Annotated in this window: 4 protein-coding genes; 3 read left to right on the forward strand and 1 reads right to left on the reverse strand. The window is 72.7% G+C overall.

Annotated features, from left to right (window positions below):
- Nucleotides 1–43: 43 nt before the first annotated feature.
- Nucleotides 44–22,240 carry a non-ribosomal peptide synthase/polyketide synthase gene (locus ACWDEW_RS22295; RefSeq protein ID WP_450514688.1) on the reverse strand — a complete coding sequence of 7,399 codons (22,197 nt, stop codon included), beginning with the start codon at nt 22,238–22,240 and terminating at the stop codon, nt 44–46.
- A 227-nt stretch (nt 22,241–22,467) separates the two neighbouring features.
- On the opposite strand from ACWDEW_RS22295, the gene ACWDEW_RS22300 reads away from it, so the two are divergent.
- The 3 genes from ACWDEW_RS22300 to ACWDEW_RS22310 are packed head-to-tail and all read left to right on the forward strand — an operon-like array spanning nt 22,468 to nt 25,449.
- Nucleotides 22,468–23,493 (forward strand): FecCD family ABC transporter permease, encoded by a 1,026-nt coding sequence (locus ACWDEW_RS22300; protein WP_450514689.1) that lies wholly within the window; start codon nt 22,468–22,470, stop codon nt 23,491–23,493.
- Nucleotides 23,490–24,557 carry a FecCD family ABC transporter permease gene (locus tag ACWDEW_RS22305; RefSeq protein WP_450514690.1) on the forward strand — a complete coding sequence of 356 codons (1,068 nt, stop codon included), beginning with the start codon at nt 23,490–23,492 and terminating at the stop codon, nt 24,555–24,557. The genes ACWDEW_RS22300 and ACWDEW_RS22305 overlap by 4 nt, the downstream gene beginning before the upstream one ends.
- A 4-nt stretch (nt 24,558–24,561) precedes the next feature.
- Complete coding sequence (locus ACWDEW_RS22310; protein WP_450514691.1) at nt 24,562–25,449, forward strand: ABC transporter ATP-binding protein; 888 nt, start codon at nt 24,562–24,564, stop codon at nt 25,447–25,449.
- The last annotated feature ends 60 nt before the right edge of the window (nt 25,450–25,509 follow it).

A 25,509-nucleotide genomic window follows, 5' to 3' on the forward strand; every position in this document is an offset into this window, starting at 1 on the left:
GTTCCTTGCCTCTCGTGCATTGTGGTGGGTAAGTGCGTTTCGGTCAGGGCTTGTTGAGGGCGTCCGCCCGTCGTACGACGGCCTCCAGCGCCCGGAACCAGGTGCGGGCCAGGTCCTGGACCCGTTCCTCGGTGAGGAGTTCGGCCGCGTAGGCCCAGTGGGCACTGAGCTGCGGGCCCTCGGGACGGTTCTCGGTGATGGCGTTGAGGGTCAGGGCGTGGGACATCGGCTGGCCGGGATCGGCGTCGAGGTCGGCCGCGTCGTCCTCGGGGGCGTAGGACCAGTCCGCCGCCGCCGGGCGGTCGAAGCGGCCCATGTAGTTGAACTCGATCTGCGGCTCGGCCAGTTGGGCGAGGAGCGGGCCGGTCCCGGCGTTGAGGTGACGCAGCAGCCCGTGCCCGATGCCGGCCGCGGGCAGCGCGGTGAGGTGGGCGCGGACGCGGGCCAGGGCCGTGTCCAGTGCGGGCCCGCCCGCGAAGGCGTCCGCCAAGTCGGCCTCGCCCGGGTCGAGTCGTACGGGTACGACGCTGGTGAACCAGCCGACCGTACGGGACAGGTCGGCGTCGCCCGCGATTTGTTCCTCGCGGCCGTGGCCCTCCAGGTCGACCAGGACGGGCCCGCCTGCGTTCTGTGCGCCGAGTGCCCGGGTCCGCCAGTCCCCGACCGCCAGTGCGAACGCGGTGAGCAGGACGTCGTTTACGGTGGCGCCGAAGGCGGCCGGGGCGCGGCTCAGCAGCGGTTCGGTGAGGTCGGCGGGCAGGGTCAGGGAGAGGTGGCCGGTGGTGGCGACGGTGTCCCGGGCCGGGTCGAGCGGGCGGGCCAGCGGAAGCCCCGCGCCCTCGGCGAGGGCGGAGGTCCACCACGGCAGTTCGTCCTCGGTCGCCGGATCGCCGGCGCGGGCCCCGAGGAGCCGGGACCAGCGGGCGAACGACAGCTCCACGGGCGCGAGTTCGGCCGTACGACCGCCTCGGACCGCTGCCCAGGCGGTGGCCAGGTCGGGCAGCAGCACGCGCCAGGAGACGCCGTCGATCACCAGGTGGTGGACGAGGATCAGCAGCCGTCCGGGCTGTCCGGGTCCGGCGTCGAACCAGACCACCCGCACCATCGCCCCGCTGTCCGGGTCGAGCCCGGCGCGCGCGGTCCCGGCGTGACGGGATATGGCGGCGCGCAGTCCGGCCTCGTCCGTGCCGGCCACGTCGGCCCGGGTCAGCCAGGCGCTCACGTCGGTGTCCTGGGCGGCCGGCACCCGCAGACTCCGTTCCGGTGCGCGTACGAGCCGGGCCCGCAGCATGTCGTGCCGGTCGGCGAGTGCCTTGAGCACCGCCAGCAGGCCGGGTTCGGTGAGGTCGGCCGGGGTCTGGACCAGCGCCGCCTGGTGGTAGGCGGCGATGGGGCCACCGCGCTCCAGCAGGGCACGCATGATCGGGGTGAGCGGGACGGTACCGGTGCCGTCGTCGTGGACGGCGTGCCGTTCGCCGGTGCCCAGGGGGACGGCAACTGCGGCCAGGGCGGCCACGGTTCGGTGCTGGAAGACCTGGCGCGGGGTGACGCGCAGGCCTGCGGCCCGGGCGCGGGCGACTAGTTGCATCGCGACGATGCTGTCTCCGCCGAAGGTGAAGAAGTCGTCGCCGGTGCCGACCGCCTCGACGGGCAGCCCGAGGGCGTCCGCGAACAGGTCGCGCAGGGTGCGTTCGGTGTCGTTCGCCGGGGCCCGGCCGCCGCCCGTGGCGGTGAAGTCCGGGGCGGGCAGGGCGGATCGGTCGAGCTTGCCGTTGGACATCAGCGGCAGCCGGTCGAGGACCACCACGGCGGCCGGGACCATGTAGTCGGGCAGTACGGCGACGGCATGGGCGCGCAGGGCCGAACCGTCCGTCTCCTCGGCGACCACGTAGGCGATCAACTGCCTGATGCCGGGCCGGTGTTCGCGGGCCACGACGACCGTCTGGGCGACGGCCGGGTGGGTGTCCAACGCGGCCTCGATCTCCGCGAGTTCGATGCGGTAGCCGCGGATCTTGACCTGGTCGTCGGTGCGGCCGGCGAACTCCAGCCGGCCGTCCTCGGTCCAGCGGGCCAGGTCTCCGGTGCGGTACATGCGCGCGCCGGGCCGGGTGGCGTACGGGTCGGCGACGAAGCGTTCGGCGGTGAGGCCGGGGCGGTCGAGGTAGCCACGGGCCAGACCGGCGCCCGACAGGTACAACTCGCCCGTGACTCCGGGCGGTACGGGACGCAGGGCGGTGTCGAGGACGTAGGCGCGGGACTCGTGGACCGGGCGTCCGACGACCGGGGTGGCGCTGTCGCGGACCCGGCCGACGAGCGCGTCGACGGTGGCCTCGGTGGGGCCGTAGAGGTTGAACGCCTCGGTGTCCGGGAGCGCGGCGAGCCGCGTCCACAGCGACTCGGGTACGGCCTCGCCGCCGAAGCCGACCACGGCGAGCGGGCAGTCGCCCTCGGGGCCGATCAGTCCGCTGTCCGCCATCTGCGCGAGCAGCGACGGGGTGACCTCGATGAAGTCGATGCCCCGGCCCCGGATGAACTCGGCGAGGAGTTCGGGGTCGCGGCGGGTCTCGTCGTCCGCGATGTGCAGGGCGTGACCGTCCAGCAGCCACAACTGCGGCTGCCAGGAGGCGTCGAAGGAGAACGACCAGGCGTGGCCGACCCGCAGGCGGCGCAGTCCGGTGCGCTCCCTGGCCACCCGGTGCAGGTCGTGGCGGTGGCTGTGGAAGAGGTTGGCGATGCCTCGCTGGGTGACGACGACGCCCTTGGGGCGGCCGGTGGAGCCGGAGGTGTAGATGACGTAGGCGGGATGGTCGGGGCCGGGCGCGACGGGTTCCGCCTGCGGCAGTCCGTCGGCCGGGGCGTCAAGTCGCAGAACCGGTATGCCGGTTGGGGGCAGCTCGGTGACCGTCTCGGCCGTGGCCAGGATCAGCACGGGGCGGGCGTCGTCGAGCATGCCGGTCAGGCGGGAGGCGGGAAGGTCGGGGTCGAGGGGCAGATAGGCGGCGCCCGCCTTCATCACGGCGAGGATCGCGGCGATGTGGTCGACGGTGCGGGGCAGCGCGAGGGCCACGATCCGCTCGGGTCCGGCGCCGTGTCCGGCGAGGGTGCGCGCCAACTGATCGCTGCGGGCGTCGAGTTCGGCGAACGTGTAGGTCGTACGCCCGTCGGTGACGGCGATCGCGTCCGGTCCCGCGGCGGCCTGCGCGGCGAACAACTCGGGTACCGTGCCGAGGCGTTCGGCGTACGGGAGCGCGGTGTCGTTCCAGCTCTCCAGGACGGTGCGCAGATCGGCGGGGCCGAGCAGGTCGAGGCGTCCGACGGGGCGCTCGGGGTCGGCCGCCATCCCGGTGAGGAGGGTGGTGAGGGCGTCCGAGATCCGTCGAACGACGGCCGGCCGGAACAGGTCGGGGCGGAACTCGGCGGTCAGCCGCAGCCGTTCGGCGGGCTCGACGGCCCACGCGAACGGGTAGTGGGTGGAGTCCTCGTGGTCGAGGACGCTGACGCGCGGACCGTCGCCCGACTCCTCCGCGTCGGCCACGGGGTAGGACTCGAACACCACGAGGGTGTCGAAGAGTTCACCGAGTCCGGCGGCCCGCTGGATGTCGGCGAGACCGAGGTGCTGGTGGGCGATGAGGGCGGACTGCTCGTCCTGGAGCCGTGTGAGCAGTGCGGCCGTGCTCTCCTCCGGGCGGACGTTCACCCGTACCGGCACGGTGTTGATGAACAGGCCGATCATCGACTCGGCACCGGCCAGTTCGGGCGAGCGCCCCGCGACGGTGGCACCGAACACCACGTCGGTGCGGCCGGTGAGCCGGCCGAGGAGCACCCCCCAGGCGGCCTGGACAAGGGTGTTGACGGTGACGCCCCGACTCCGCGCGAACGCCTCCAGCTCCGCCGTGCGGTCCTGGTCCAACTCCACGGTGAGGGTGCTCGGTACGACGGCGGCCCGCTCGGGGTCGACGGGTGCGAGTCGAGTGGGTTCGGCCAGCCCGCCGAGGGCCTCCGCCCAGGCGGCAGCTGAGACAGCGGGGTCCTGGGCCGCGAGCAGCCGCAGGTGTGCGCGGTAGGGGGCGGCCGCAGCCGGAGTGCGGCCCTGGTAGCGCGCCCACAGTTCGGCGGTGAGCAGGGGCAGGGACCAGCCGTCCAGCAGGAGGTGCTGGTGGGACAGCACGAGCCGGTGCCGGTCCGGACCGAGACGGGCCAGCAACAGCCGCAGCAGCGGCGGGTGTTCGGGGTCGAAACGGCGCCGCTCCTGGACCAGCAGCCGCTCCCACTCCCCGGGGTCGCCGGTCAGGTCGAGCTGTCGCCACGGCAGTACGGCCGTCCGCGGTACGACGGCCACGGGCCGCCCGGAGGAGAGGTGCCGGAAGCCGCTGCGCAGGTTCTCGTGGGCGTCGAGCACGGACTGCGCGGCGGTGTGCAACCGGTCGGCGTCCAGGGGGCCTTCGAGGTCGTAGGAGACCTGAACGGTGTACACGTCCGGTCCGTCGTCGCCGGAGTCGAGGGCGGCGTGGAAGAGCAGGCCGGCCTGGAGCGGGGAGACGGGCAGGACCTCGGTTCCGGCGGGCAGGGCGGCGAGTTCGGCGCGCTCGTCGTCGGTGAGGTCGAGCAGCATGGTGTCGTCGGCACGCTCGGCGGTGACCGTGGTCGCGGTCACCGTGGCGAGCCCGGCCGCCGACTTGTGGCGGAAGACGTCACGCGGGCTGAAGGTGAGCCCGGCGGCACGTGCGCGGGCCACCAGTTGCATGGCCACGATGCTGTCTCCGCCGAGGGTGAAGAAGTCGTCCTCGACACCGACCCGTTCGAGACCCAGGACGTCCGCGACGAGCGCGCAGAGGGTCTCCTCCAGCGCAGTGCGCGGCCGGGTGTCGGTTACCTCGGCGGCGAAGTCGGGGGCGGGCAGGACGCGTCGGTCCAGTTTGCCGTTGGGGGTGAGCGGGAGGGCGGCCAGGGTGACGACCGCGGCCGGGACCATGTGGTCGGGCAGCGAACGGGCGGTGTGGGCGCGGAGTTCGGCGGATTCGGCAGGGGCGCCGGCCGGTACGACGTACGCCACGAGCCGTTCGTCCCGTAGGAGGACGGTGGCGTGCGCGACGCTCGGGTGGGCGGCCAACACGCTCTCGATCTCGCCGGGTTCGATCCGGAAGCCGCGCAGCTTGACCTGGTCGTCGGCGCGGCCGAGGTACTCCAGCTCCCCGTTCCGGGTCCAGCGGGCCAGGTCTCCGGTGCGGTACATACGGGCGCCGGGTTCGGTGGCGTGGGGGTCGGCGACGAAGCGTTCGGCGGTCAGGGCGGAACGGCGGAGGTAGCCGCGCGCCAACTGGACGCCCGACAGGTACAGTTCGCCGGCCACGCCCGGCGGTACCGGGTGCAGGGCGGCGTCGAGGACGTAGGTGCGGGTGTTCCACACCGGGCGGCCGATCGGCACGGCGGTCGGGTCGGCGGCGACCTCGTGGGCGGTGACGTCGACGGACGCCTCCGTGGGTCCGTAGAGGTTGTACAGGCGTGCGCTCGGCAGGACCTGGTGAAAGCGGGCGGCCAGCGGGGCGGGCAACGCCTCGCCGCTGCACATGACTTGACGCAGGTCGACGCATCCGGCCGCGGCGGGTTCGGCGAGGAAGGCGCGCAGCATCGACGGCACGAAGTGGGCGGTGGTGATGTGCTGACGCTTGATCAGTTCGGCGAGGTAGGCCGGATCCTGGTGACCTTCGGGGCGGGCCACGACGAGGGTGGCGCCGGTGATCAGCGGCCAGAAGAACTCCCACACCGACACGTCGAACCCGGCCGGGGTCTTCTGCAGCACGCGGTCCTCGGCATCGAGGCGGTAGGTGTCCTGCATCCACAACAGGCGGTTGGTGATGCCCCGGTGGGGGACGGTGACGCCCTTGGGGCGGCCGGTGGAGCCGGAGGTGTAGATGACGTAGGCGGGGTGGCGGGGGTCGTGGGCGGTGGGCAGGGGTGCGTGTGCCGAGTGGTCGGGGGTGCCGTCCGTGTCGACCGTGAGGGTGGGCACGTCGGTGTCCGGGAGGGGGACGTCCTCGGCCGTGACCAGGCAGACCGGGCGGGCGTCGGCGAGCATATGGGCGAGCCGGTCGGCCGGGTAGCCGGTGTCGAGGGGCAGATAGGCGGCGCCCGCGCGGTGGACCGCGAGGAGCGCGATCACGAGGGCGAGGGAGCGCGGCAGGGCGACGGCGACCACGGCCTCCGCCCGTGCGCCGTGCGCGGCGAGGGTGTGCGCCAACTTCTGCACGCGCAGGTCGAGTTCGGCGTAGGTGAGGGCGGTGTCCTCGAAGACGACCGCCGTGGCCCCGGGAGTGCGGGCGACCTGGCACCGGAACAGCTCGGGCAGGGTGAGGTCGGGAACGGTCCGGGTGGTGGCGTTCCAGTCGGTGAGGACGAGGGCGCGTTCGTCGGCGCGGAGGACGTCGAGCGTGGCGAGGCGTCGGTCCGGGTCCGTGGCGACCTGGGTGAGCAGTGACTCCAGGCGCTGGGCGAGGAGTTCGGCCGTCGGCTCGTCGAAGAGGTCGGCGCTGTACTCGATACAGCACCGCATGCCGTCCGCGCCCCGCTCGACGAAGTCGAAGCTGAGGTCGAACTTGGCTCCCTGCTGGCCGAGTTCCTCGCGGCGGGCGGTCAGGCCGGCCAGGCCGGGGGTGGTGCCCTCGTCGTCGAGGTGGACGACCATCACCTGGAACAGCGGGTGCCGGGCCAGTGAGCGAGCCGGGTTGATCGCCTCGACCAGGCGCTCGAAGGGCAGGTCCTGATGTTCGTAGGCGGCGAGGTCGGTGTCCCGGACACGGGCGAGCAGTTCGGCGAACGTGGGGTCGCCGGACAAGTCGGCGCGCAGGACGAGGGTGTTGACGAAGAACCCGACCAGGTCCTCCAGCTTTTCGTCGGCCCGACCGGAGATCGGTGCGCCGAGCGGGATGTCGTCCCCGGCGCCGAGCCGGTGCAGCAGTGCGGCGACGGCGGCCTGCGTGACCATGAACATACTGACGCCGTGACGACGGGCCACCGCGCGCAGTTGTCGCGTCCGTTGGGCGTCGAGGGTCAGCCCCACCGCGCCGCCCCGGTGACTGCTCTCCAGCGGGCGGGGGCGGTCGGTGGGCAGGGCGAGTTCGTCCGGGAGGCCCGCCAAGGTGTGCTGCCAGTAGGCGAGTTGACGGGACTGGCGGCTGTCCGGGTCGTCGGCGCCGCCGAGTGCCTCGCGGTGCCAGAAGGCGTAGTCGCCGTACTGCACGGGCAGCGGGGTCCACGCCGGGGCCCGTCCCTCGCAACGGGCTTCGTAGGCGGTGGCCAGGTCCCGCCACAGCGGTCCGTCGGACCACTGGTCGCCGGCGATGTGGTGCAGCACCAGCAGCAGGACGTGCTGGTCCTCGGCCAGCTCGAACACATGGGCACGCAGCGGGAGTTCACGGTCGATGTCGAAGCCGAGCGCGGCGGCGTCGGCGAGCCGGTCGGGCAGTTCGCTCTCCGCCACCCGGCTGTGGTGAAGGGGCACCGAGGCCTGTTCCAGCACGACCTGGTGGGGGCGTCCGTCCCGCTCGGGGAAGACCGTGCGCAGGCTCTCGTGCCGTACGGCCACGTCGTCCAGGGCGGCGGCGAGCGCGTCCCGGTCGAGCGTGCCGGTCAGTCGCCAGGCGGCCGGGATGTTGTACGTGGCTCCCGGACCCTCGATGCGGTGCAGTAGCCAGAGGCGCTGCTGGGCGAAGGAGAGCGGGAGTTCGTCAGGGCGGTCGGCGGGGGCGAGGGCGGGCAGACCGCCGCCCCGGACGTCGAGGCGGGCCGCGAGCCGTGCGGGAGTCGAGGCCTCGAAGACGGCACGGACGGTGAGGTCGGCGCCAAGTGCCGTACGGACGCGGCTGACCAGGCGCATGGCGAGCAGGGAGTGGCCGCCGAGGGTGAAGAAGTCGTCGTCGGCGCCGACGCGTTCGAGGCCAAGGATGTCGCCGAAGAGTCCGGCGAGGATCTCCTCCCGCGGGCTGCGCGGTGACGTGCCCGCGTCGGTGCCGGTAGCCGTCGTGAAGTCGGGGGCGGGCAGGGCGGCGCGGTCGAGCTTGCCGTTGGGGGTCAGCGGCAGCGCGCCCAGCGTGACGAAGGCTGCGGGGACCATGTGGGCGGGGAGCGCGGCGGCGGTGTGCGCGCGAAGGGCGGTCACGTCCAGCGGCCGTGCGGCCGTGCGGGCACGGTCTGCCGTCCCGCCCTGCGACCCGGCCGCGAGGCCAGCGCCCGACACGCTTCCGTCCGCCCGCACACCGGCCCCACCGGCCCGAAGCACCGGAGCCTCCACCGGCACGGCGGCCGTGTGGGCGCGGCTTGCCGTCCCGCCCTGTGGTCCGGCCGCGGGGCGAGCGCCTGACGCGGTTTCGTCCAGGGGGGCGGCGGTCGTAGTGGGGCGGATTGCCTCCGCGCTCGTCGGTTCGGCGTCCCCGGCCGGGACCACGTATGCCACCAGGCGCTGTTCGCGGACCACCACGACGGCGTGGGCGACGGACGGGTGTGTGGTCAACACGCCCTGGATCTCGCCGGGTTCGACACGGAAGCCGCGCACCTTCACCTGGTCGTCGGTGCGGCCCAGGTACTCGATCGTCCCGTCGGCGTTCCAGCGGGCCAGGTCGCCGGTTCGATACATCCGGGTGCCGGGGGCGCCGTACGGGTCGGCGACGAAGCGCTCGGCGGTCAGGCCGGGCCGGTCGAGGTAGCCGCGCGCGAGCTGGACGCCCGCGAGGTAGAGCTCGCCCGGGACGCCGGGCGGCACGGGGCGCAGGCCGGCGTCAAGGACGTAGGTGCGGGTGTTCCACACCGGACGGCCGATCGGCGCGCTCTGCGCGTCCGGTCCGATCTCGACGGCCGTCACGTCGACCGAGGCCTCGGTCGGGCCGTAGAGGTTGTGGAGTTCGGTGGTGGCCAGGGTCTCGTGGAAGCGGTGGGTGAGGGCGACGGGCAGGGCCTCGCCGCTGCACATCACTCGGCGCAGGCCGGTGCAGTCGGCTGCCGCCGGTTCCTCCAGGAAGAGTTGGAGCATGGAGGGCACGAAGTGGACGGTGGTGACGCCCTGTTCGCGGATCAGCCGGGCGAGGTAGGCCGGGTCCCGGTGGCCCTCGGGACGGGCCACGACCAGGGTCGCGCCGGTGATCAGGGGCCAGAAGAACTCCCACACCGACACGTCGAAGCTGGACGGCGTCTTCTGCAACACCCTGTCGGCGGCATTGAGTTCGTACGCGTTCTGCATCCACAGCAGCCGGTTGACGATGCCCTCGTGCGGCACGACGACGCCCTTGGGGCGGCCGGTCGAGCCGGAGGTGTAGATGACGTACGCCGGGCTCGACGGGGCGTAGGACGTGGGGAGTTCACCCTCGGGACCGGTCGGCAGGCTGTCGCGGATGAGATGCACCGGGCGGGCGTCCTCGACCATGAGGGCGAGGCGGTCCTCCGGGTAGTCGGGGTCGAGCGGGAGGTAGGCGGCGCCGGCGCGGTGGACGGCGAGCAGGGCGACGACGAGTTCGAGTGAGCGTGGGAGGGCTACGGCCACGGTCTCCTCGGGGCCCGCGCCCAGCGCGGCCAACACCCGTGCCGTGCGCTCCACTCGGGCGTCCAGCTCCGCGTACGTCAGCCGTTGCCCCTCGAAGACGAGCGCCGTGGCATCGGGGGTGCGGGCCGCCTGGGCGCGGAAGAGTTCCGGCAGGGTCGTGGCGGGCACGGAGTGCTCGGTGGCGTTCCACTCCCCCAGGACCAGGGCGCGCTCGGTGCCCTCCAGGAGGTCGACGTCCCTTACCGCGCGGTCCGGTTCGGCCGCCGCCCGGTCCAGCAGGCGGCCCATGCGGCCGGCGATGCGTTCGGCGGACGAGGCGTCGAAGAGGTCGGTCGCGTACTCCAGGAGCAGGACGACACGGTCGCGGTGGGTCTCGTCGACGAAGGTGAAGTGGAGGTCGAACTTGGCCATGCCGGTGTCCATGTCGAACCACTCGGTCGCGAGGCCGAGCACGTCCGGGTCGCCGTCGGGGCGGTGGTGGTAGCCGAGCATGACCTGGAAGAGCGGGTTGCGGCCGGCCGCGCGGGGCGGGTTGAGGGCCTCCACGACCCGGTCGAAGGGCAGGTCCTGGTACTCGAAGGCCGCGAGGGACGACTCCCTCACCCGGCGCAGGAGTTCACGGAACGTCAGATCTTCGCCGGACACATCGGTGCGCAGGACCAGGGTGTTGACGAAGAAGCCCACCAGGTCGGCGAGGGCTTCGTCGGTGCGGCCGGCGATGGGGGCGCCGAGCGGGATGTCGTCGCCCGCGCCGAGCCGGTTCAGGAGTGCGGCGGTGGCTGCCTGGAACAGCATGAACATGCTGGTCCCGGTCGCGGTGGTGAGATCGCGCAGGGCGTGGCCGGTGGCGGTGGGCAGTTCCAGGCGGACCTTGCCGCCGCGCCCGGTCGGCTCGGTGGGGCGCGGCCGGTCGGCGGGCAGGGGGAGTTCGTCGGGCAGGCCGCGCAAGGCGTCTGCCCAGTGGGCGAGTTGGGCCTCGCCGGTGCGGGCGAGGAGGCCGTCCTGCCAGAGCGTGTAGTCGGCGTACTGCACCGGCAGAGGGGCCCAGCCCGGTGCCTGTCCCTCGCGGCGGGCCGCGTAGGCGGTGTCGAGGTCGGCGAGGAAGGGGCGGTCGGACCACTCGTCGGTGGTGATGTGGTGCAGGACGACGGCCACCACGTGCTCGTCCGGGCCGAGCCTGAACACCTCGCAGCGCAGCGGGAGTTCGGTGGTGAGGTCGAAGGGGCGGCGCTGTGCCGCCTCGATCAGCGCGGGCAGTTCGCCCTCGGCGCAGTCGACGACCGTGCAGGCCGGGGCCGCTTCCTCGGCCGGGACGATGCGCTGGTACGGCTCTCCCCCGTGCGCCGGGAACACCGTCCGCAGCGCCTCGTGCCGGCCGGCCACGTCCCGCAGCGCGGCGGTCAGGGCATCGGTGTCGAGGGCGCCGCGCAGCCGGAAGACGAGCGGGAAGTTGTAGGCGACACCGCTGCCGGTGATCTGCTCGACGAGCAGCAGCCGTCGTTGGGCGGCCGACAGCGGGATGCGGGCGGGCCGGTCGGCGACGGGCGTGACCGCCGGACGGGCCGGGCTCGCCGCGTCGGCGCGGCCCGCGAGCAGAGCGGGAGTCGGGGCCTCGAAGAGGTCACGGATGGCGAGTTCGGCGCCGAGTTCGGTGCGGGCTCGGCTGACCAGCCGGGTGGCGAGGAGCGAATGGCCGCCCAGGTCGAAGAAGTTGTCTTCCGCGCCGACCTCGGGCAGACCCAGCACTTCGGCGAACAGGCGGCACAGCACCTCTTCCCGCGGGGTGCGCGGGCCGCGTCCGCCGCCGAGGGCGACGGCGGGTTCGGCGTCGGGCAGGGCGCGGACGTCGAGCTTGCCGTTGGCGTTCATGGGCAGGCCGTCGACGGTGACGAAGGCCGACGGGACCATGTAGTCGGGCAGTTCGCGGCCCAGGTCCTCGCGCAGCCGGCGTACGAGCGCGCTCGCCTCGCGGGCGGCGGTGGGGTCGTTGGCGTAGGGGTGGGTGCCGCCGCCGGGCTTGAACAGGCCGCCGGTCAGGCGGAGTTCGGATGCCTTCAGGAATACGGCGTCGTACGTCCCCCGCTGCTCCGACCAGGTGGTCAGCACCCGGTATCCGGCCGCCGTGCCCAGCTCGTGCAGATGCTCGGGGTCGACGCCCGTCTCGGTCGTACGGCCGTCGGGGACGCCGGTGAAGCGGAGCGCCTCGGGGCTTTCGCCGCGGGGGCGTTCCGCGGTGGCGCCGGTCGCGGACCAGCCACCGCGCAGGAGTTCACCGATCGCCTCGGCGGATGTCCAGTCTCCGCGCAGGAGTTCGCCGATGGTGTTGCCGGTGGCCCAGTCGACGGACGGGACGGTGTCCAGGCGGACGTCCGGGTCGTCGGCGTAGAGGACGACGTCGTAGCGGTGCCGGGACAGCTCGTTGTGGTGCTCGGCGCGCTTGGTACGGAGGTCGACGCCGTAACCGAGGGTGGTGAAGTAGTCGGGGTCTACGAGGAGTTCCTTCTCCAGGCGCAGGCCGCGCTCCACCGCCCGCTCCAGGTCCGCCTCGGCGGTGCCCCGGGCACGCTGGATCTCGGTGTGGAAGGTGCCGGCGAGCCGCAGGTTGCGGACGTCGCCGACGAACAGGGCGCCGCCGGGTGCGAGCAGGTCCATCAGGCCGTGCAGCACGGTGGTGAGGTGGTCGATGCTCGGGAAGTACTGGATGACGGAGTTGATGACGATCGTGTCGAAGTAGGCAAACGGCAGCCCGCTCAGGTCCTCGGCCGGGCGGCAGCGGAGTTCGACCTTGGCGGCGAGCGCGGGGTCGCGCCGCACCTCCTCGCCGATCTTGCGGATGACGGGGGCGGCGAAGTCGGTGGCCCAGTAGGCCTCCGCCTCCGGGGCGAGCCGGGACAGCAACAGGCCTGATCCGACGCCGATTTCGAGGATGCGGCGGGGCTTGAGGGCGCCGATGCGGGCGAGGGTGGCCTCGCGCCACTCGTGCATCTCCGCGAAGGGGATGGGCGCTCCGTCGTAGGAGCTGTCCCAGCCGTCGTACTGCTCGGTGAAGACGGCGGTGCCGATCTCCTCGTACTCGTCGGAGTAGATCTCCTGCCACTCCCCCACCTGTGCGGCCTCGGCGGCGGTGCGCTCGGACGGGTCGGCTCCGGAGGGGACGACGTAGCCGACGAGGCGTTCGTCGCGGACGACCACGGCGGCCTGGGAGACGAGCGGGTGGCGGCTGAGGGCGGTCTCGATCTCGCCGGGTTCGATGCGGTAGCCGCGGATCTTGACCTGGTCGTCGGTGCGGCCGAGGAAGTCGAGGTTGCCGTCGGGGCCCCGGCGGACCAGGTCGCCGGTGCGGTACATGCGCTCGCCGGGCTCGCCGAACGGGTCGGCGACGAAACGCTCGGAGGTCAGCGCGGGCCGGTCCAAGTAGCCGCGGGCCAGGCCGATTCCGGCGATGTACAGCTCACCGGGGACACCGTCCGGCACCGGGCGCAGCCAGGCGTCGAGGATGTGGGCGCGGGTGCCGCGGATGGGCTTGCCGACGGTGGGGGTGTCGCTGTCGAGCGTGCCGCCGCCGAGGGTGTTGATGGTGTACTCGGTCGGCCCGTACAGGTTGTAGCCGTACGTCCCGTCGGTGTCGCGAAGTGCCGTCCAGACCGTCTCCGGGACGGCCTCGCCGCCGAGGAGTACGAGTGGTGGGACGTGGCCTTCCAGCAGACCCTGTTCGATCAACAGCCGCGCATACGTGGGCGTGACGTTGACGACGTCGACGCGGTGCCGCTGGCAGTAGGCGACCAGCGCCTCGGCGTCGCGCCGCAACTCCTCGTCACAGACGTGCACTTCGTGGCCCTCGACGAGCCATAGCAGCTCCTCCCACGACATGTCGAAGGCGAAGGACACGGTGTGCGCGATCCGCAGCCGCCGGCCGCCGGCCGAGGCGATGGCGGGTTCGAAGATCTGCTTCTGGTGGTTCAACTGCATGTTCGTCAGCCCCCGGTAAGGGGTGACGACACCCTTGGGGCGGCCGGCGGAGCCGGAGGTGTAGATGACGTAGGCGGGGTGTTCGAGGCTGAAGCGGCGGCGCACGGGGGTGTCCGGCTGATCGGCCAACTCCCCCTTGACCGCCGGGTCGTCGAGCAGGACGCGCGCCATCTCGCCGTCCAGCGTGGCCGATACGGCCGTGGTGCTCAGCAGGAGGAGTGGGCGGGCGTCGGCCAGCATCAGGGACAGGCGGTCGGCCGGGTGGTCCAACTCCAGGGGCAGATAGGCCGCTCCGGTGCGCAGCACCGCGAAGAGGGCGACCACCATGTCGAGGGAGCGCGGCAGGGCGAGGGCGACCACCTGCTCGGGGCCCGCGCCCCGGTCGATCAGCAGCCGGGCCGTCCGGTTGACGGCCGCGTCGAGTTCGGCGTACGTCATGTTGTGCTCGCCGAAGACCAGGGCCCGCTCGTCCGGGGTCCGTTCGGCCTGCGCGGCCAGCAGATCGGCGATGGTGTCCTCAGGGTCGGGGACACGGCTGGCCGCCGACTCCCGTCGTAGCGCGTCGACTTCAGCGGGCAGAAGGGCGTCCAGGGAGCCCACCGGTGCCGTGAGGTCGGCGGTGAGGCGGTCGACGAGCAGCGCGAAGCGGTCGAGGAGGGCCTGCGCCCGGGCAGTCGGGACGAGGTCGGGGCGGTGGGTGAGGGTGACGGCGATCTCGCGGCCGGGAGTGATGACGAGGTTGGCCGGGTAGTGGGTGGCGTCGACGTTGGCGACGGCCGTGGCGCCGTGCCGCGTCTTCAGGTCGGCGAGCCGTTCCTCGGTGTCGTTGTTGCGCAGCACGAACAGCGTGTCGAAGAGCTTGCGGTGCCCGGTCTCGGCCTGGAGCACACCGAGGCCGAGGTGCTCGTACGGCATCAGGTCGAGGCGTTCGCCCTGGACGCGGCGGAGCAGGTCGAGGACCGGTTCGGCGGGGTCGAGGGCGATACGGGTCGGGACGGTGTTGAGGAACAGGCCGATGATGTTGCCGACGTCCGGGACCTCGCTGGGGCGACCGGCGACGGTGGTACCGAACACGACGTCGGGCCGGCCGGTGGCGGAGGCGAGGGTGAGGCCCCAGGCCGCGTTGAGGATGGTGTTGAGGGTCAGCCCGTGCGCTGGGGCCAACTCGCGCAGGCGGTCGCCGAGTTCGGCGGGGAGGCGGGTGTCGAGCTGGTCGGGGATGACCGGTTCGAGGCCGTCGGCGGCGGTGGGCGCGAGCAGCGTCGGCTCGTCGAGACCGGCCAGCGCGGTGCGCCAGGCGGCCGTGGCGGCCGAGTCGTCCTGCTCCTCCAGCCAGGTCAGGTAGTCGCGGTAACTGCCGGGCACGGGAAGGGTGTTGGCGTCGCCGCCCGTCTCGTAGAGCGCGAACAGCTCGTCGAGGAACAACCAGGCCGACCAGCCGTCCCAGAGGATCAGATGGCGGCCGATGACGAGCCGGTCGCCGCGCTCCGCACCGAGGCGCAGCAGAAGCAGCCGGAAGAGCGGGGGTGCGGAGAGGTCGAAGCGGCGGTTGCGCTCGGCGTCCGTCAACTCCCGCAGGAGAACGTCCTGTTCGGCGGCAGACAGGAGGGAGAGGTCCACCTCTTCGAGGGGGATCTCCGGGTCCTCGACGATGAACTGCACCGGCTGGTCCAGGCCGTCGCTGGTGAAGCCCGCGCGCAGGCCCGGGTTGCGGTCGAGGAGCGTGCGGACGGCGGCGCGTAGCCGGGTGGTGTCGAGGCGGGTGGCGAAGTCGAAGGTCTCGTGGACGGTGTAGACGTCCAACGCGCCCTCGTCGTACGCCGAGTGGAAGAACAGGCCCTCCTGGAGGGGGGCCAGCGGCCAGAGGTCGGCGACCTCTGCCGGGGCGGCCACGGCACGGACCCGGGCGTGTTCGGCCTCGGTCAGGGTGAGCGCCTCAACACGGTGTGCGGCTACGGCCGTTGCGGTGCCGGCCGCCAGCGCGAGGGCGGCCGGCGTGCGGTGTGTGAACACGTCGCGCGGGCTCAGGTCCAGGCCCGCCGCGCGGGCTCGGCTCGCGACGCCGATGGAGCTGATGCTGTCGCCGCCGAGGCGGAAGAAGTCGTCGTCGGGGCCGGCGTCCTCGATACCGAGGACGGCCGCGAAGATCTCGGTGAGCCGCTGCTCCAACGGCCCTGTGGGCGCCCGGCGTTCGGCGCGGTCGGCCTCGGGCGCCGGCAGCGCGGCCTGGTCGAGCTTGCCGCTGGGGGTGAGCGGGAGGTCGGCGAGGACGACGTACGCCTCCGGGACCAGGGGGGCGGGCAGCGCGTCGGCCAGGGCGGCGCGCAGTTCGGCGGGGTCTGCGTCCGCTCCGGCCGCCGGGACCGCGTAGGCGACGAGCCGCTGGTCGCGGATGACGACCGCGCCCCGGACCACAGCGGGGATGCGGGTCAACTCGGCCTCGATCTCGCCGAGTTCGACTCGGTTTCCGCGCAGCTTGACCTGGCGGTCGGTGCGGCCGAGGTAGTCGATCGTGCCGTCGGGGCGGCGGCGCACCAGGTCGCCGGTGCGGTACATACGGGCGCCGGGCTCGGTGGCGTACGGGTCGGCCACGAAGCGGTCGGCGGTGAGCGCGGGGCGCCGGTGGTAGCCGCGGGCCAGCTGGACGCCGGTGAGGTACAGCTCGCCCGGGACGCCGTCCGGAACCGGGCGCAGGCAGGAGTCGAGGACGCGCAGCCCGGTGTTCCACACGGGTCGGCCGATGGGCACGGTGGTGTCGGGCGTGCCGTCGTAGGGGTGGTACGTGACGTCGACGGCGGCCTCGGTGGGGCCGTAGAGGTTGTGCAGCGGGACGCCGGTCAGTTCGTGCCAGCGGTGGGCGGCGGAACCGGACAGGGCCTCGCCGCTGCTGAAGACGCGGCGCAGGCTGCCCGCCCATGCCGGGTCGGCGGTGACCTCGTCGGAGGCGAGGAACGCGTCCAGCATCGAGGGTACGAAGTGCATCGTGGTGATTCCCTCGGTCTGGATCAGGCGGGCCAGATAGGCAGGGTCGCGGTGACCGTCCGGTGCGGCGAGGACGACGGCGGCGCCCTCGCGCAGCGCCCAGAAGAACTCCCAGACGCTCACGTCGAAGCTGGACGGCGTCTTCTGCAACACCCGGTCGTCGGTGGTGAGTTGATACGCGCCCTGCATCCAGGCCAGCCGGTTGCCGATGGCGCGGTGGGTGACGACGACGCCCTTGGGGCGGCCGGTGGAGCCGGAGGTGTAGATGAGGTAGGCGGGGTCGTCGGGGTGGGCGAGGTCCTCGGGGTGGGCGAGGTCCTCGGCTCCGCCGAACAGGGCCTCCTCGTCCTCCGCGTCCACCCTCAGCACGTCCAGGCCCTCGGCCGAGGGGAGCCGGTTCGCGTCCCGTTCCGTCGTGACGACCGTGGTCGCGCCCGAGTCGGCCAGCATGTAGGCGAGGCGTTCGGCCGGATAGTCCAGGTCGAGGGGCAGATAGGCGGCCCCCGACTTCAGGACGCCGAGCAGCGCCACCATCAGCTCCGCCGAGCGGGGTACGGCGACGGCGACGAACCTCTCCCGGCCCGCGCCCTTGGCCCGCAGTCGGGCGGCCAACTCTTCGGCCCGTGCGTCCAGTTCGGCATAGGTGAGCGTGGCCGTGCTGTCGTACACGACAGCCGTCGCGTCCGGCGTGCGCGCGGCCTGTGCGGCGAACGCGGCGGCGAGGGTGGTGGCCGGGACCGGCTGGGTCTCCCCCGCGGGATGGGCGGTGGTCAGCTCGTCCGGGGTGAGCAGGTCGAGGTCGGCGACGCGGGTGTCGGGGTCGTCGGCCAAGGCGTGCAGGACGAGGGTGAGCCGGTCGGCGAGGGACTGCACGGCGTCGGCGTCGAGCCGCCCGGTGTGGTGCTTGAGGCGCAGGTCGAGGCGGCGTCCGGGCTTGACGACGAGGGCGAGGGGGTAGTGCACGGCGTCGTGGAAGGCGTGGCCGGCGACGGCGATCGTGCCGGTGGGGTCGGTGATTTCGGGGGCGCCCTCGCCGCCGGGGTAGTTCTCGAACACCACGAGGGTGTCGAAGAGTTCACCGTCGCCCGCGTGGCCGGTGGCGCGCTGGATGTCGGCGAGGCCGAGGTGCTGGTGGTCGAGGAGCGCGCCCTGTTCGTCCTGGAGCCGGTCGAGGAGCCCGCCCAGAGTATCTCCGGGGGCCCAACGCAGGCGGGTGGGAAGGGTGTTGATGAACAGGCCGATCATCGACTCGATTCCGTCGACGGCGGCGTCACGTCCAGCAACCGTCGTACCGAACAAGACGTCCTGGCGGCCCGTCATCCGGCCGACCAGCAGGCCCCAGGCGCCCTGGACGAGCGTACCGAGGGTGACTCCGCGTTCGCGGGCGCGGGCGGTGAGCCGTGAGGTGATCCGCTCGGTCAACTCGACGCGGATCTGGGCGGGTTCGAGCGGTCCTGCGGGCGCGGGGGTGGCGACGAGACGGGTGGGCTCGTAGACGCCGGCGAGCGCGGTGCGCCAGGCTGCGCGGGCCGCTTCGCGGTCGGCTCCGGCGACCCGGCGAAGGTAGCCGCGGTACGGGGCGACTTCGGGGAGGCGGGTGGGGTTCTCGCCGTAGAGGGCGAGGAGTTCGTGGTGCAGGACGGGCAGGGACCAGCCGTCCGCGACGATGTGGTGGAAGGTCAGAACCAGTCGGCTGCGGTCCTCGCCGAAGCGGATGAGGGCGCAGCGGATCAGCGGCGGGTGGGCGAGGTCGAAGCGGTGGGCGCGCTCGTCGGCGGCGACGGCCTCGGCGAGGGCGCGGCGGACCGTGGGGTCGTCCTGCGCCGCCAAGTCGACTTCGTGCCAGGGCAGTTCGAGGCCGGTGGCGATGAGCTGGACGGGGCGGCCGTCGGGCGTCTGACGGAAGCAGGCGCGCAGCGGGGCGTGCCGGTCGACGAGTCGCTGTGCGGCCGTACGCAGCAGGGTGCCGTCGACCGGGCCGGACAGTTCGACGACCTGCTGCACGACATAGGCGTCGTGTTCGGCACCGTCCACCAGGGCGTGGAAGAAGAAGCCCTCCTGGAGCGGGCCGAGGGGCAGTATCTCCTCGACGGTGACGGGGAACTCGCCCTGCACTGCGTCGAGTTCGGTTTCGCTCAGGGACTGCCACGGGGTGGTGGTCGCGTTGTCGGCCGTGCCGGTGCGGGCGACCGTGGCGAGTTCGGCGACCGTGCGGTGCCGGAACACGTCCCGCGGGGTCAGTTCCAGGCCCGCCCGGCGGGCGAGGACGAGGAGTTGGACGGCGACGATGCTGTCGCCGCCGAGCGCGAAGAAGTCGTCGTCGACGCCGACCGAGAGGACCTTGAGGGCCCGGGCGTAGAGGTCGCAGAGCAGTTGTTCGCGAGGGGTCTCGGGCGCCCGGCCCGCGCCGAGCTGCCGGGTGAGGTCCGGGACCGGCAGTGCGGCGGCGTCGAGCTTGCCGCTGGGGGTGACGGGCAGCCGGTCCAGCGGGACGAAGGCGGCCGGGACCATGTAGTCGGGCAGGTACTCGGTGGCGTGCGTCCGCAGGGTCGACATCAGGGCGTTGACGTTGCGGAAGGGGGCGGGGCGGTTGGTGAGCGGGTGGCCGCCTCCGGGGCGGTACGGCGCCCGTGCCTCCTCGCCGAGGGCGAACACGGCATCCAGGCTGCCGTCCTCGGCGTCCCCGTTCCAGGTGAGCGCCAGCTCGTAGCCGTGTCGGGCGGCGATCTCGTACAGGGCCTCGGGGTCCACGCCGTACGGTCCGGCGGCCGGCCTGCTGCTGTCGTCGAGGGCGTCGAGCGCGGCCAGGTCGTCGGCGAGGCGGGAGTTGGGGATGCCGGTGATCCGCAGTCGGTCCGGCCGACCCGCGAGCAGTCCGTCGAGCGCCTGCGCCGAACCGAACGCGGGCCAGGGCGAGTCGGGGATCTCCTCGGGTGCGTCCGACTGGGGTCGCAGCACAACGTCGTAGCGGTAGCGGGTGAGTTCGTTGTGGTGGGTGCCGCGCTTGACGCGGATGTCGGCGGTGAGGCCGTCGAGGGTGGTGAAGTAGTCGGGGTCGACGAGGAGTTCGCCCTCCCAGGCGACGGCGCGGTCCACCGCGGCGCGCAGGGCTTCCTTGTCGTCGTCCGCCCGTCCGCCTTCGACGGCGGCGCTCAGGGTGCGCAGGAGTCGCAGGTTGCGGACGTCGCCGACGAACACCGCGCCGCCGGGGGCGAGGAGTTCGGCGGCGTTGCGGAGGACGTCGGTGAGGTAGTCGCCGCCGGGGAAGTACTGGATGACGGAGTTGACGACGATCGTGTCGAAGCGGCCCTCGGGCAGTCCGGTCAGGTCGTGTGCGGGGCGGGCCGACAGGGTGACGCGGTCGGCGAGTTCGGGGATCGCGGAGACCTGGGCGTCCAGGGCGCGTACGGCTTCCTCGGAGAGGTCGGTGCCCCAGTACTCGGCGCAGTCGGGGGCGAGCCGGGACAGCAGCAGGCCGGAGCCGACGCCGATCTCCAGGATGCGGCGGGGCCGTAGCGCGCGGATGCGGTCGAGGGTGGCCTCGCGCCACTCGCGCATGTCCGCGAGCGGGATGGGGAGACCGTCGTACATGCTGTTCCAGCCGGCGAAGTTCTCCTCGAAGCCGTCCGATCCGGCGGCGGAGTAGAGGAGTTCGTGCAGGTCCCTCCAGTCGGCGACGCCCTCGTCGGGGGTGGCCTCGGCGTCCAGCGAGGGCACGACGTAGGCGGCGAGGCGGCGTTCGCCGGGGCGGTCCTCACGGACGACGACGGCGGCCTGGTCGACGGCCGGGTGGGAGCGCAGGACGGACTCGATCTCGCCGGGTTCGATGCGGAAGCCGCGGATCTTGACCTGGGTGTCGACGCGGCCGTGGAACTCCAGTCGTCCGTCGGTCTTCCAGCGCACCAAGTCGCCTGTGCGGTAGAGGCGTTCACCGGGTACGGCGGCCAGGTCGGCCGGGGCGGCGACGAAGCGTTCGGCGGTCAGGGCGGGGCGGCCGAGGTAGCCGCGGGCCAGGCCGTCGCCCGCGAGGTAGAGCTCTCCCGTGACCCCCGCGGGGACGGGACGCAGCCGGTCGTCGAGGACGTAGGCGCGGGTGCCGGGGTCGGGGACGCCGATGGGCACGATGGTGCCGGCCGGGGTGTCCGGGTCGCAGAGGCCGAGGGTGGAGTTGGTGGTGGCCTCGGTCGGGCCGTAGGCGTTGAACATCATCCGGCCGCGCGCGTAGCGGCCGACCAGCTCGGGCGAGACGCGTTCGGTGCCCGCCAACAGGGTTGCGGTGGGTGGGAGTTGGACGTCGTCGGGCATGGCCGCGAGGAGGGCCGGCGGGAGGATCATGAAGGTGATGCCGTGCTCGTTGGCGTAGTCCGCGAGGGGTGCGCCGGGGACGCGGCGGTCGGCGGGGACGACGACGAGACGGCCGCCGGAGAGGAGGCCGAGGCACAGGTCCCAGAAGGCGACGTCGAAGCTGGGTGAGGCGAACTGGAGTACCCGGCTGTGCCGGCCGATTCCGAATCGCTCCTGCTGGGTGGCGACCAGTTTGGCGACACCCGCGTGGGACAGCACGGTGCCCTTGGGGCGGCCGGTGGAGCCGGAGGTGTAGATGACGTAGGCCGCGTGCGCGGTCGTCAACTCGTCGGCGGTGGAAGGGCCTTGGGCCGGGTGGGCGGCCAGTTCGGCGACCGTCCCGGGGGCGTCGAGGATCAGCAGGTCGACGCCCGGCGGGAGGTCGGGGGCGATCTCCGCGGTGGTGACGAGGCAGACCGGGCGGGCGTCGGCGAGCATGTACGCGATGCGGTCGGCCGGATAGTCGGTGTCGACGGGCAGATAGGCGGCGCCCGCCTTCAGAACGGCGACCTCGGCCACGATCATGTCGGCGGAGCGCGGTACGGCGAGCGCGACGACCTGTTCGGGACCGGCGCCCCGGGCCACCAGCGCGTGCGCCAACTTGGCCGCGCGGGCGTCGAGTTCGGCGTAGGTGAGGCGGACGTCCCCGTGGATGAGGGCGACCTCGTGCGGGCGGGCGGCGACCTGGTCGGCGAACATGCGGGGCCAGGTGAGCGCGGGCACGTCGTGCGCGGTGTCGTTCCAGCCGTGCAGGATGCGGTGCCGCTCGTCGGCGCCGAGGAGTTCGAGGTCGGCGACCGGGGCGTCGGGGCGGGCGAGGGCGTCGGCGAGGAGGGTGCCGTAGTGGCCGAGGACCAGGTCGACGGTGGCGGGTGCGAAGAGGTCGGTGCGGTAGTCCGCCGTCACCTTCCCGTCGGTCACCGTGAGCGCCAGGTCCAGTGGGCCGCTCTCGTCCCAGGGGTCGGCGCCGAAGCCCGTGGCGCACAACAGGCCGCCGCCGCGGAAGGGTTCGGGAGCGAGGAGTCGCAGCAGATCGGTGGTCGGCAGGGGGTGGGCGGCGGCCTCCGTGTGTACGGCGGTCATCTGGTCGCGGAGTCGGGTGAACGGGGTGTCGCCGTCGACGGTGACGCGCAGCGGGAGTCCCTCGTGGGCGACCGCGGTCTCGGTGGCCGTGGTGCCGCCGTAGCGGTGCAACAGGGCTACGAACGCGGTGAGTTGGGTCGCCGTGTCGGCCGTGCTGTCGAGTACGGCCGTGCGGCGCGCGCGGGACACCGGGCCGTCCTGGCGTGGCGGACGGGGGAAGTCCAGCGGCAGTGCCGTCTCCGGTACCGGAGAGGCGAAGCGCCGTCGCCAGAAGTCGTTCGTCGCCGTCGCCGTTGCCGTTGCCTGTGCCGAAGAAAGCGTGTTGCCCGCCACAGCTGCCCGTGCCTCCCAATGCGTGCGGAACGGCTCAGCGGAGCCGCGACCGCTCGCATAGTAAGGTAAGCATTGCCTTACTTGATAGCCCCTCCCTGGAGGCGCGGGCTCATGTCACAGCCACTGAGGTTATGCTCACCTAAGCTGCTGGCCGGGCCGTCCGGTGGTCCGCCAACAGGCCTCCAGAGCACGGAAGACGACCCGGAAGACGACATGGAGACCGGCACGTGGCTTCAGGCAGAAGGCTTCGCACCACGGTGCTGGTGACCCTCGTCGTCGCCCTCCTCGTCCTGCTGTCCCTGCTGTCCGTCGCGCTGGGCGCGCTCAGCGTCCCGCTCGATCAGGTCGTGCGCTCGGTGCTGGGCCATCCGCCCAGCCGGCTGATCGACAACGTCATCTGGTCGGTACGCGTGCCGCGCACCCTGCTCGGCCTGACGACGGGTGCCGCGCTCGGCCTGTCCGGCGCGCTGATGCAGGCCCTGACCCGCAATCCGCTCGCCGACCCCGGGATCCTCGGGGTGAGCGCGGGCGCGTCCTTCGCGATCGTCCTGGCGGTCGGCGTGCTCGGAGCCAACTCGCTGTACGGCTATGTGTGGTTCGCGTTCGGCGGGGCGCTGGTCGCGAGTGTCGTGGTCTTCTTCCTCGGGCGGCTCGGCAGGTCCGGGGCGACTCCGGTCAAACTGGCGCTCGCCGGGGTCGCCGTCACCTCGCTGCTGCAGTCGTTCACCAGCGCCATCGTGCTGACCGACCAGGACGCGCTGGACCGCTACCGCTTCTGGTCGGCCGGCAGCCTGGCCGACCAGGACTCCGGCGACCTGGTGCGCATCCTGCCCTTCCTCGCCGTCGGCGCCGTACTGGCACTGTCCTGCGCGCCCGCCCTCAACAGCATGGCGCTGGGCGACGACGTGGCCGCCTCCCTGGGGCGGCGGCTCGGACTGGTACGACTCCAAGGGGTCACCGCCGTCGTGCTGTTGACCGGCGCGTCCGTCGCCGTCATCGGCCCTGTCGTCTTCCTGGGGCTGGTCGTCCCGCACATCGCCCGGGTTCTCGCCCAATGGGTCGGCATCGGTCCCGACTACCGGTGGCTGCTGCCGCTGTCCGCCGTGCTCGCGCCCGTACTGCTGCTGTCCGCCGACATCCTGGGCCGGATGGTGGACCGCCCGACCGAGATCCAGGCCGGCGTTCTCGTCGCCTTCCTCGGCGGCCCGTTCTTCGTCGTCCTGGTCCGCCGCCGGAAGCTCGCGGAGGTATGAGCGTGTCCGCACCACCAGCCGCCCTGCGCAACCGGCCGTTCCGGCTCGCCCTCCCCCCGGTGTCCGGCGTACTGCGTCCACGCCTGCTGCTGACCGGAGTCGGCGTCGCGGTCGGCGCGTTCCTGCTGTTCTGCTGGGGTCTGACCATCGGTGACTATCCGGTCGCGTTCACCGACGTCATCAGGGCGCTGTGGGGTTCGGGCGACGCGGGCACGGTCATCGTCGTACAGGATCTGCGGCTGCCGCGCGCGCTGGTCGGGCTGCTGGTCGGGATCGCGTTCGGGGTCTCCGGGGCCGTGTTCCAGACGATGACCCGCAATCCGCTGGCCAGCCCCGACATGATCGGGCTCACCGAGGGCGCCGGAACCGCCGTGGTGGCGGCGGTCGTTCTGGGCTGGACCGGTGGACTCGGGCTGTCGACGCTGGGGTTGCTCGGGGCACTGGTGACCGCGCTGCTCGTGTACGCGCTGGCGTGGAAGGGCGGGGCCACCGGGTACCGCATCATCCTCGTCGGCATCGGGGTGTCCTGGATCTGCTCCAGTGCCACCAACTTCCTTCTGGCGCGCGGCAATCGCTTCGAGGCGGAAGCGGCCCTCGGCTGGCTGGTCGGCAACCTCAACGGCCGGACCTGGGGCCAGGTCGACTCGCTGGCCCTCGCCCTGGCCGTGCTGCTGCCGGTCACGCTGGGCATGGGCCGCTGGATGCGCACGCTGATGCTCGGCGACGACGTGGCCGCCGGGCTCGGCACACCCGTCCAACTCGTCCGGCTGGCACTGCTGTTGGCCGGGGTGGGCCTGGTCGCGTTCGGTACGGCGGCGGCCGGTCCGGTGGCGTTCGTCGCACTGGCCTGTCCGCAGATCGCCCAGCGGCTGGCGGGCACCTCATCGCCACCCCCGCTCGTCTCCGGTCTCACCGGCGCTTTCGTCGTCCTCGGCTCGGACCTCCTCGCCCGCGAGGCGATCCCGGGGACGGAACTGCCGGTCGGTATCGTCACCGGCGCCCTGGGCGCGCCGGTCCTGCTGTGGCTGCTCATCCGCGTCAACCGCGCGGGTTCTGGAGGCTGATCGCATGTCGACCACTGACCCGCGCGCCCCGCGGCCGTCCGAATCACCCTTGCCGGGGCCCGAGTTGCGCGCTCGGAATCTCCAACTCGCGTACGACGGTCGGGTGGTCGTCGAGAACCTCGATCTCTCCGTGCCGACCGGACGGATCACGGCCATCGTCGGCGCCAACGCCTGCGGGAAATCGACCCTGTTGCGGGCGCTCGCCCGGCTGCTGGCCCCGCGCCAGGGTGTGGTGGAGCTGGACGGTGTCGCGCTGCGTTCCGTGCCGACACGTGAACTCGCCCGGAAACTCGGCATCCTGCCGCAGACGCCGGTGACGCCGGAGGGGCTGACCGTCCTCGACCTGGTGGGCCGGGGCCGCTCCCCGCACCAGACCTGGTGGCGGCAGTGGTCCACGGCCGACGAGGAGGCCGTGCACGCGGCCCTTGAGGCGACGAATCTCTCCGAGCTGGCCGAGCGTCCGGTCGACGAGCTCTCCGGCGGCCAGCGGCAACGCGCCTGGATAGCCATGGCAGTTGCCCAGGGGACCCCGGTCCTGCTCCTCGACGAGCCGACGACCTATCTCGACCTCGCCCACCAGATCGACGTACTCGACCTGATCACGGACCTCAACCGGCGCGAGGGCCGCACGATCGTGATGGTCCTGCACGACCTCAACCAGGCCTGCCGGTACGCCGATCACGTCATCGCCATGAAGGGCGGCCGTATCGTCGCCGAGGGCGCGCCCGCCGACGTCGTCACCGAGGCCACCGTCGAGGACGTCTTCGACCTGCGCTGCCGGATCACTCCCGACCCGGTCAGCGGCACGCCGCTGGTGATCCCGCTGGGACGGCACCACCACGACGGCACCGCTCCGGCCGACAAGTCCCAGAACACCGTCACGACCGGTTGAGGGCTCCGCCGGGGTAGGGGGTTCAAAAAAGTGTGTCACTTCCCGCGGGAAGTGACACAC

The organism is Streptomyces sp. NPDC001100 (assembly GCF_053598575.1).

Bases quoted from the DNA above. Each gene is read 5' to 3' on its own strand.
- ACWDEW_RS22305 (WP_450514690.1), top strand. From the start codon at position 23,490: ATGAGCGTGTCCGCACCACCAGCCGCCCTGCGCAACCGGCCGTTCCGG.
- ACWDEW_RS22310 (WP_450514691.1), top strand. From the start codon at position 24,562: ATGTCGACCACTGACCCGCGCGCCCCGCGGCCGTCCGAATCACCCTTG.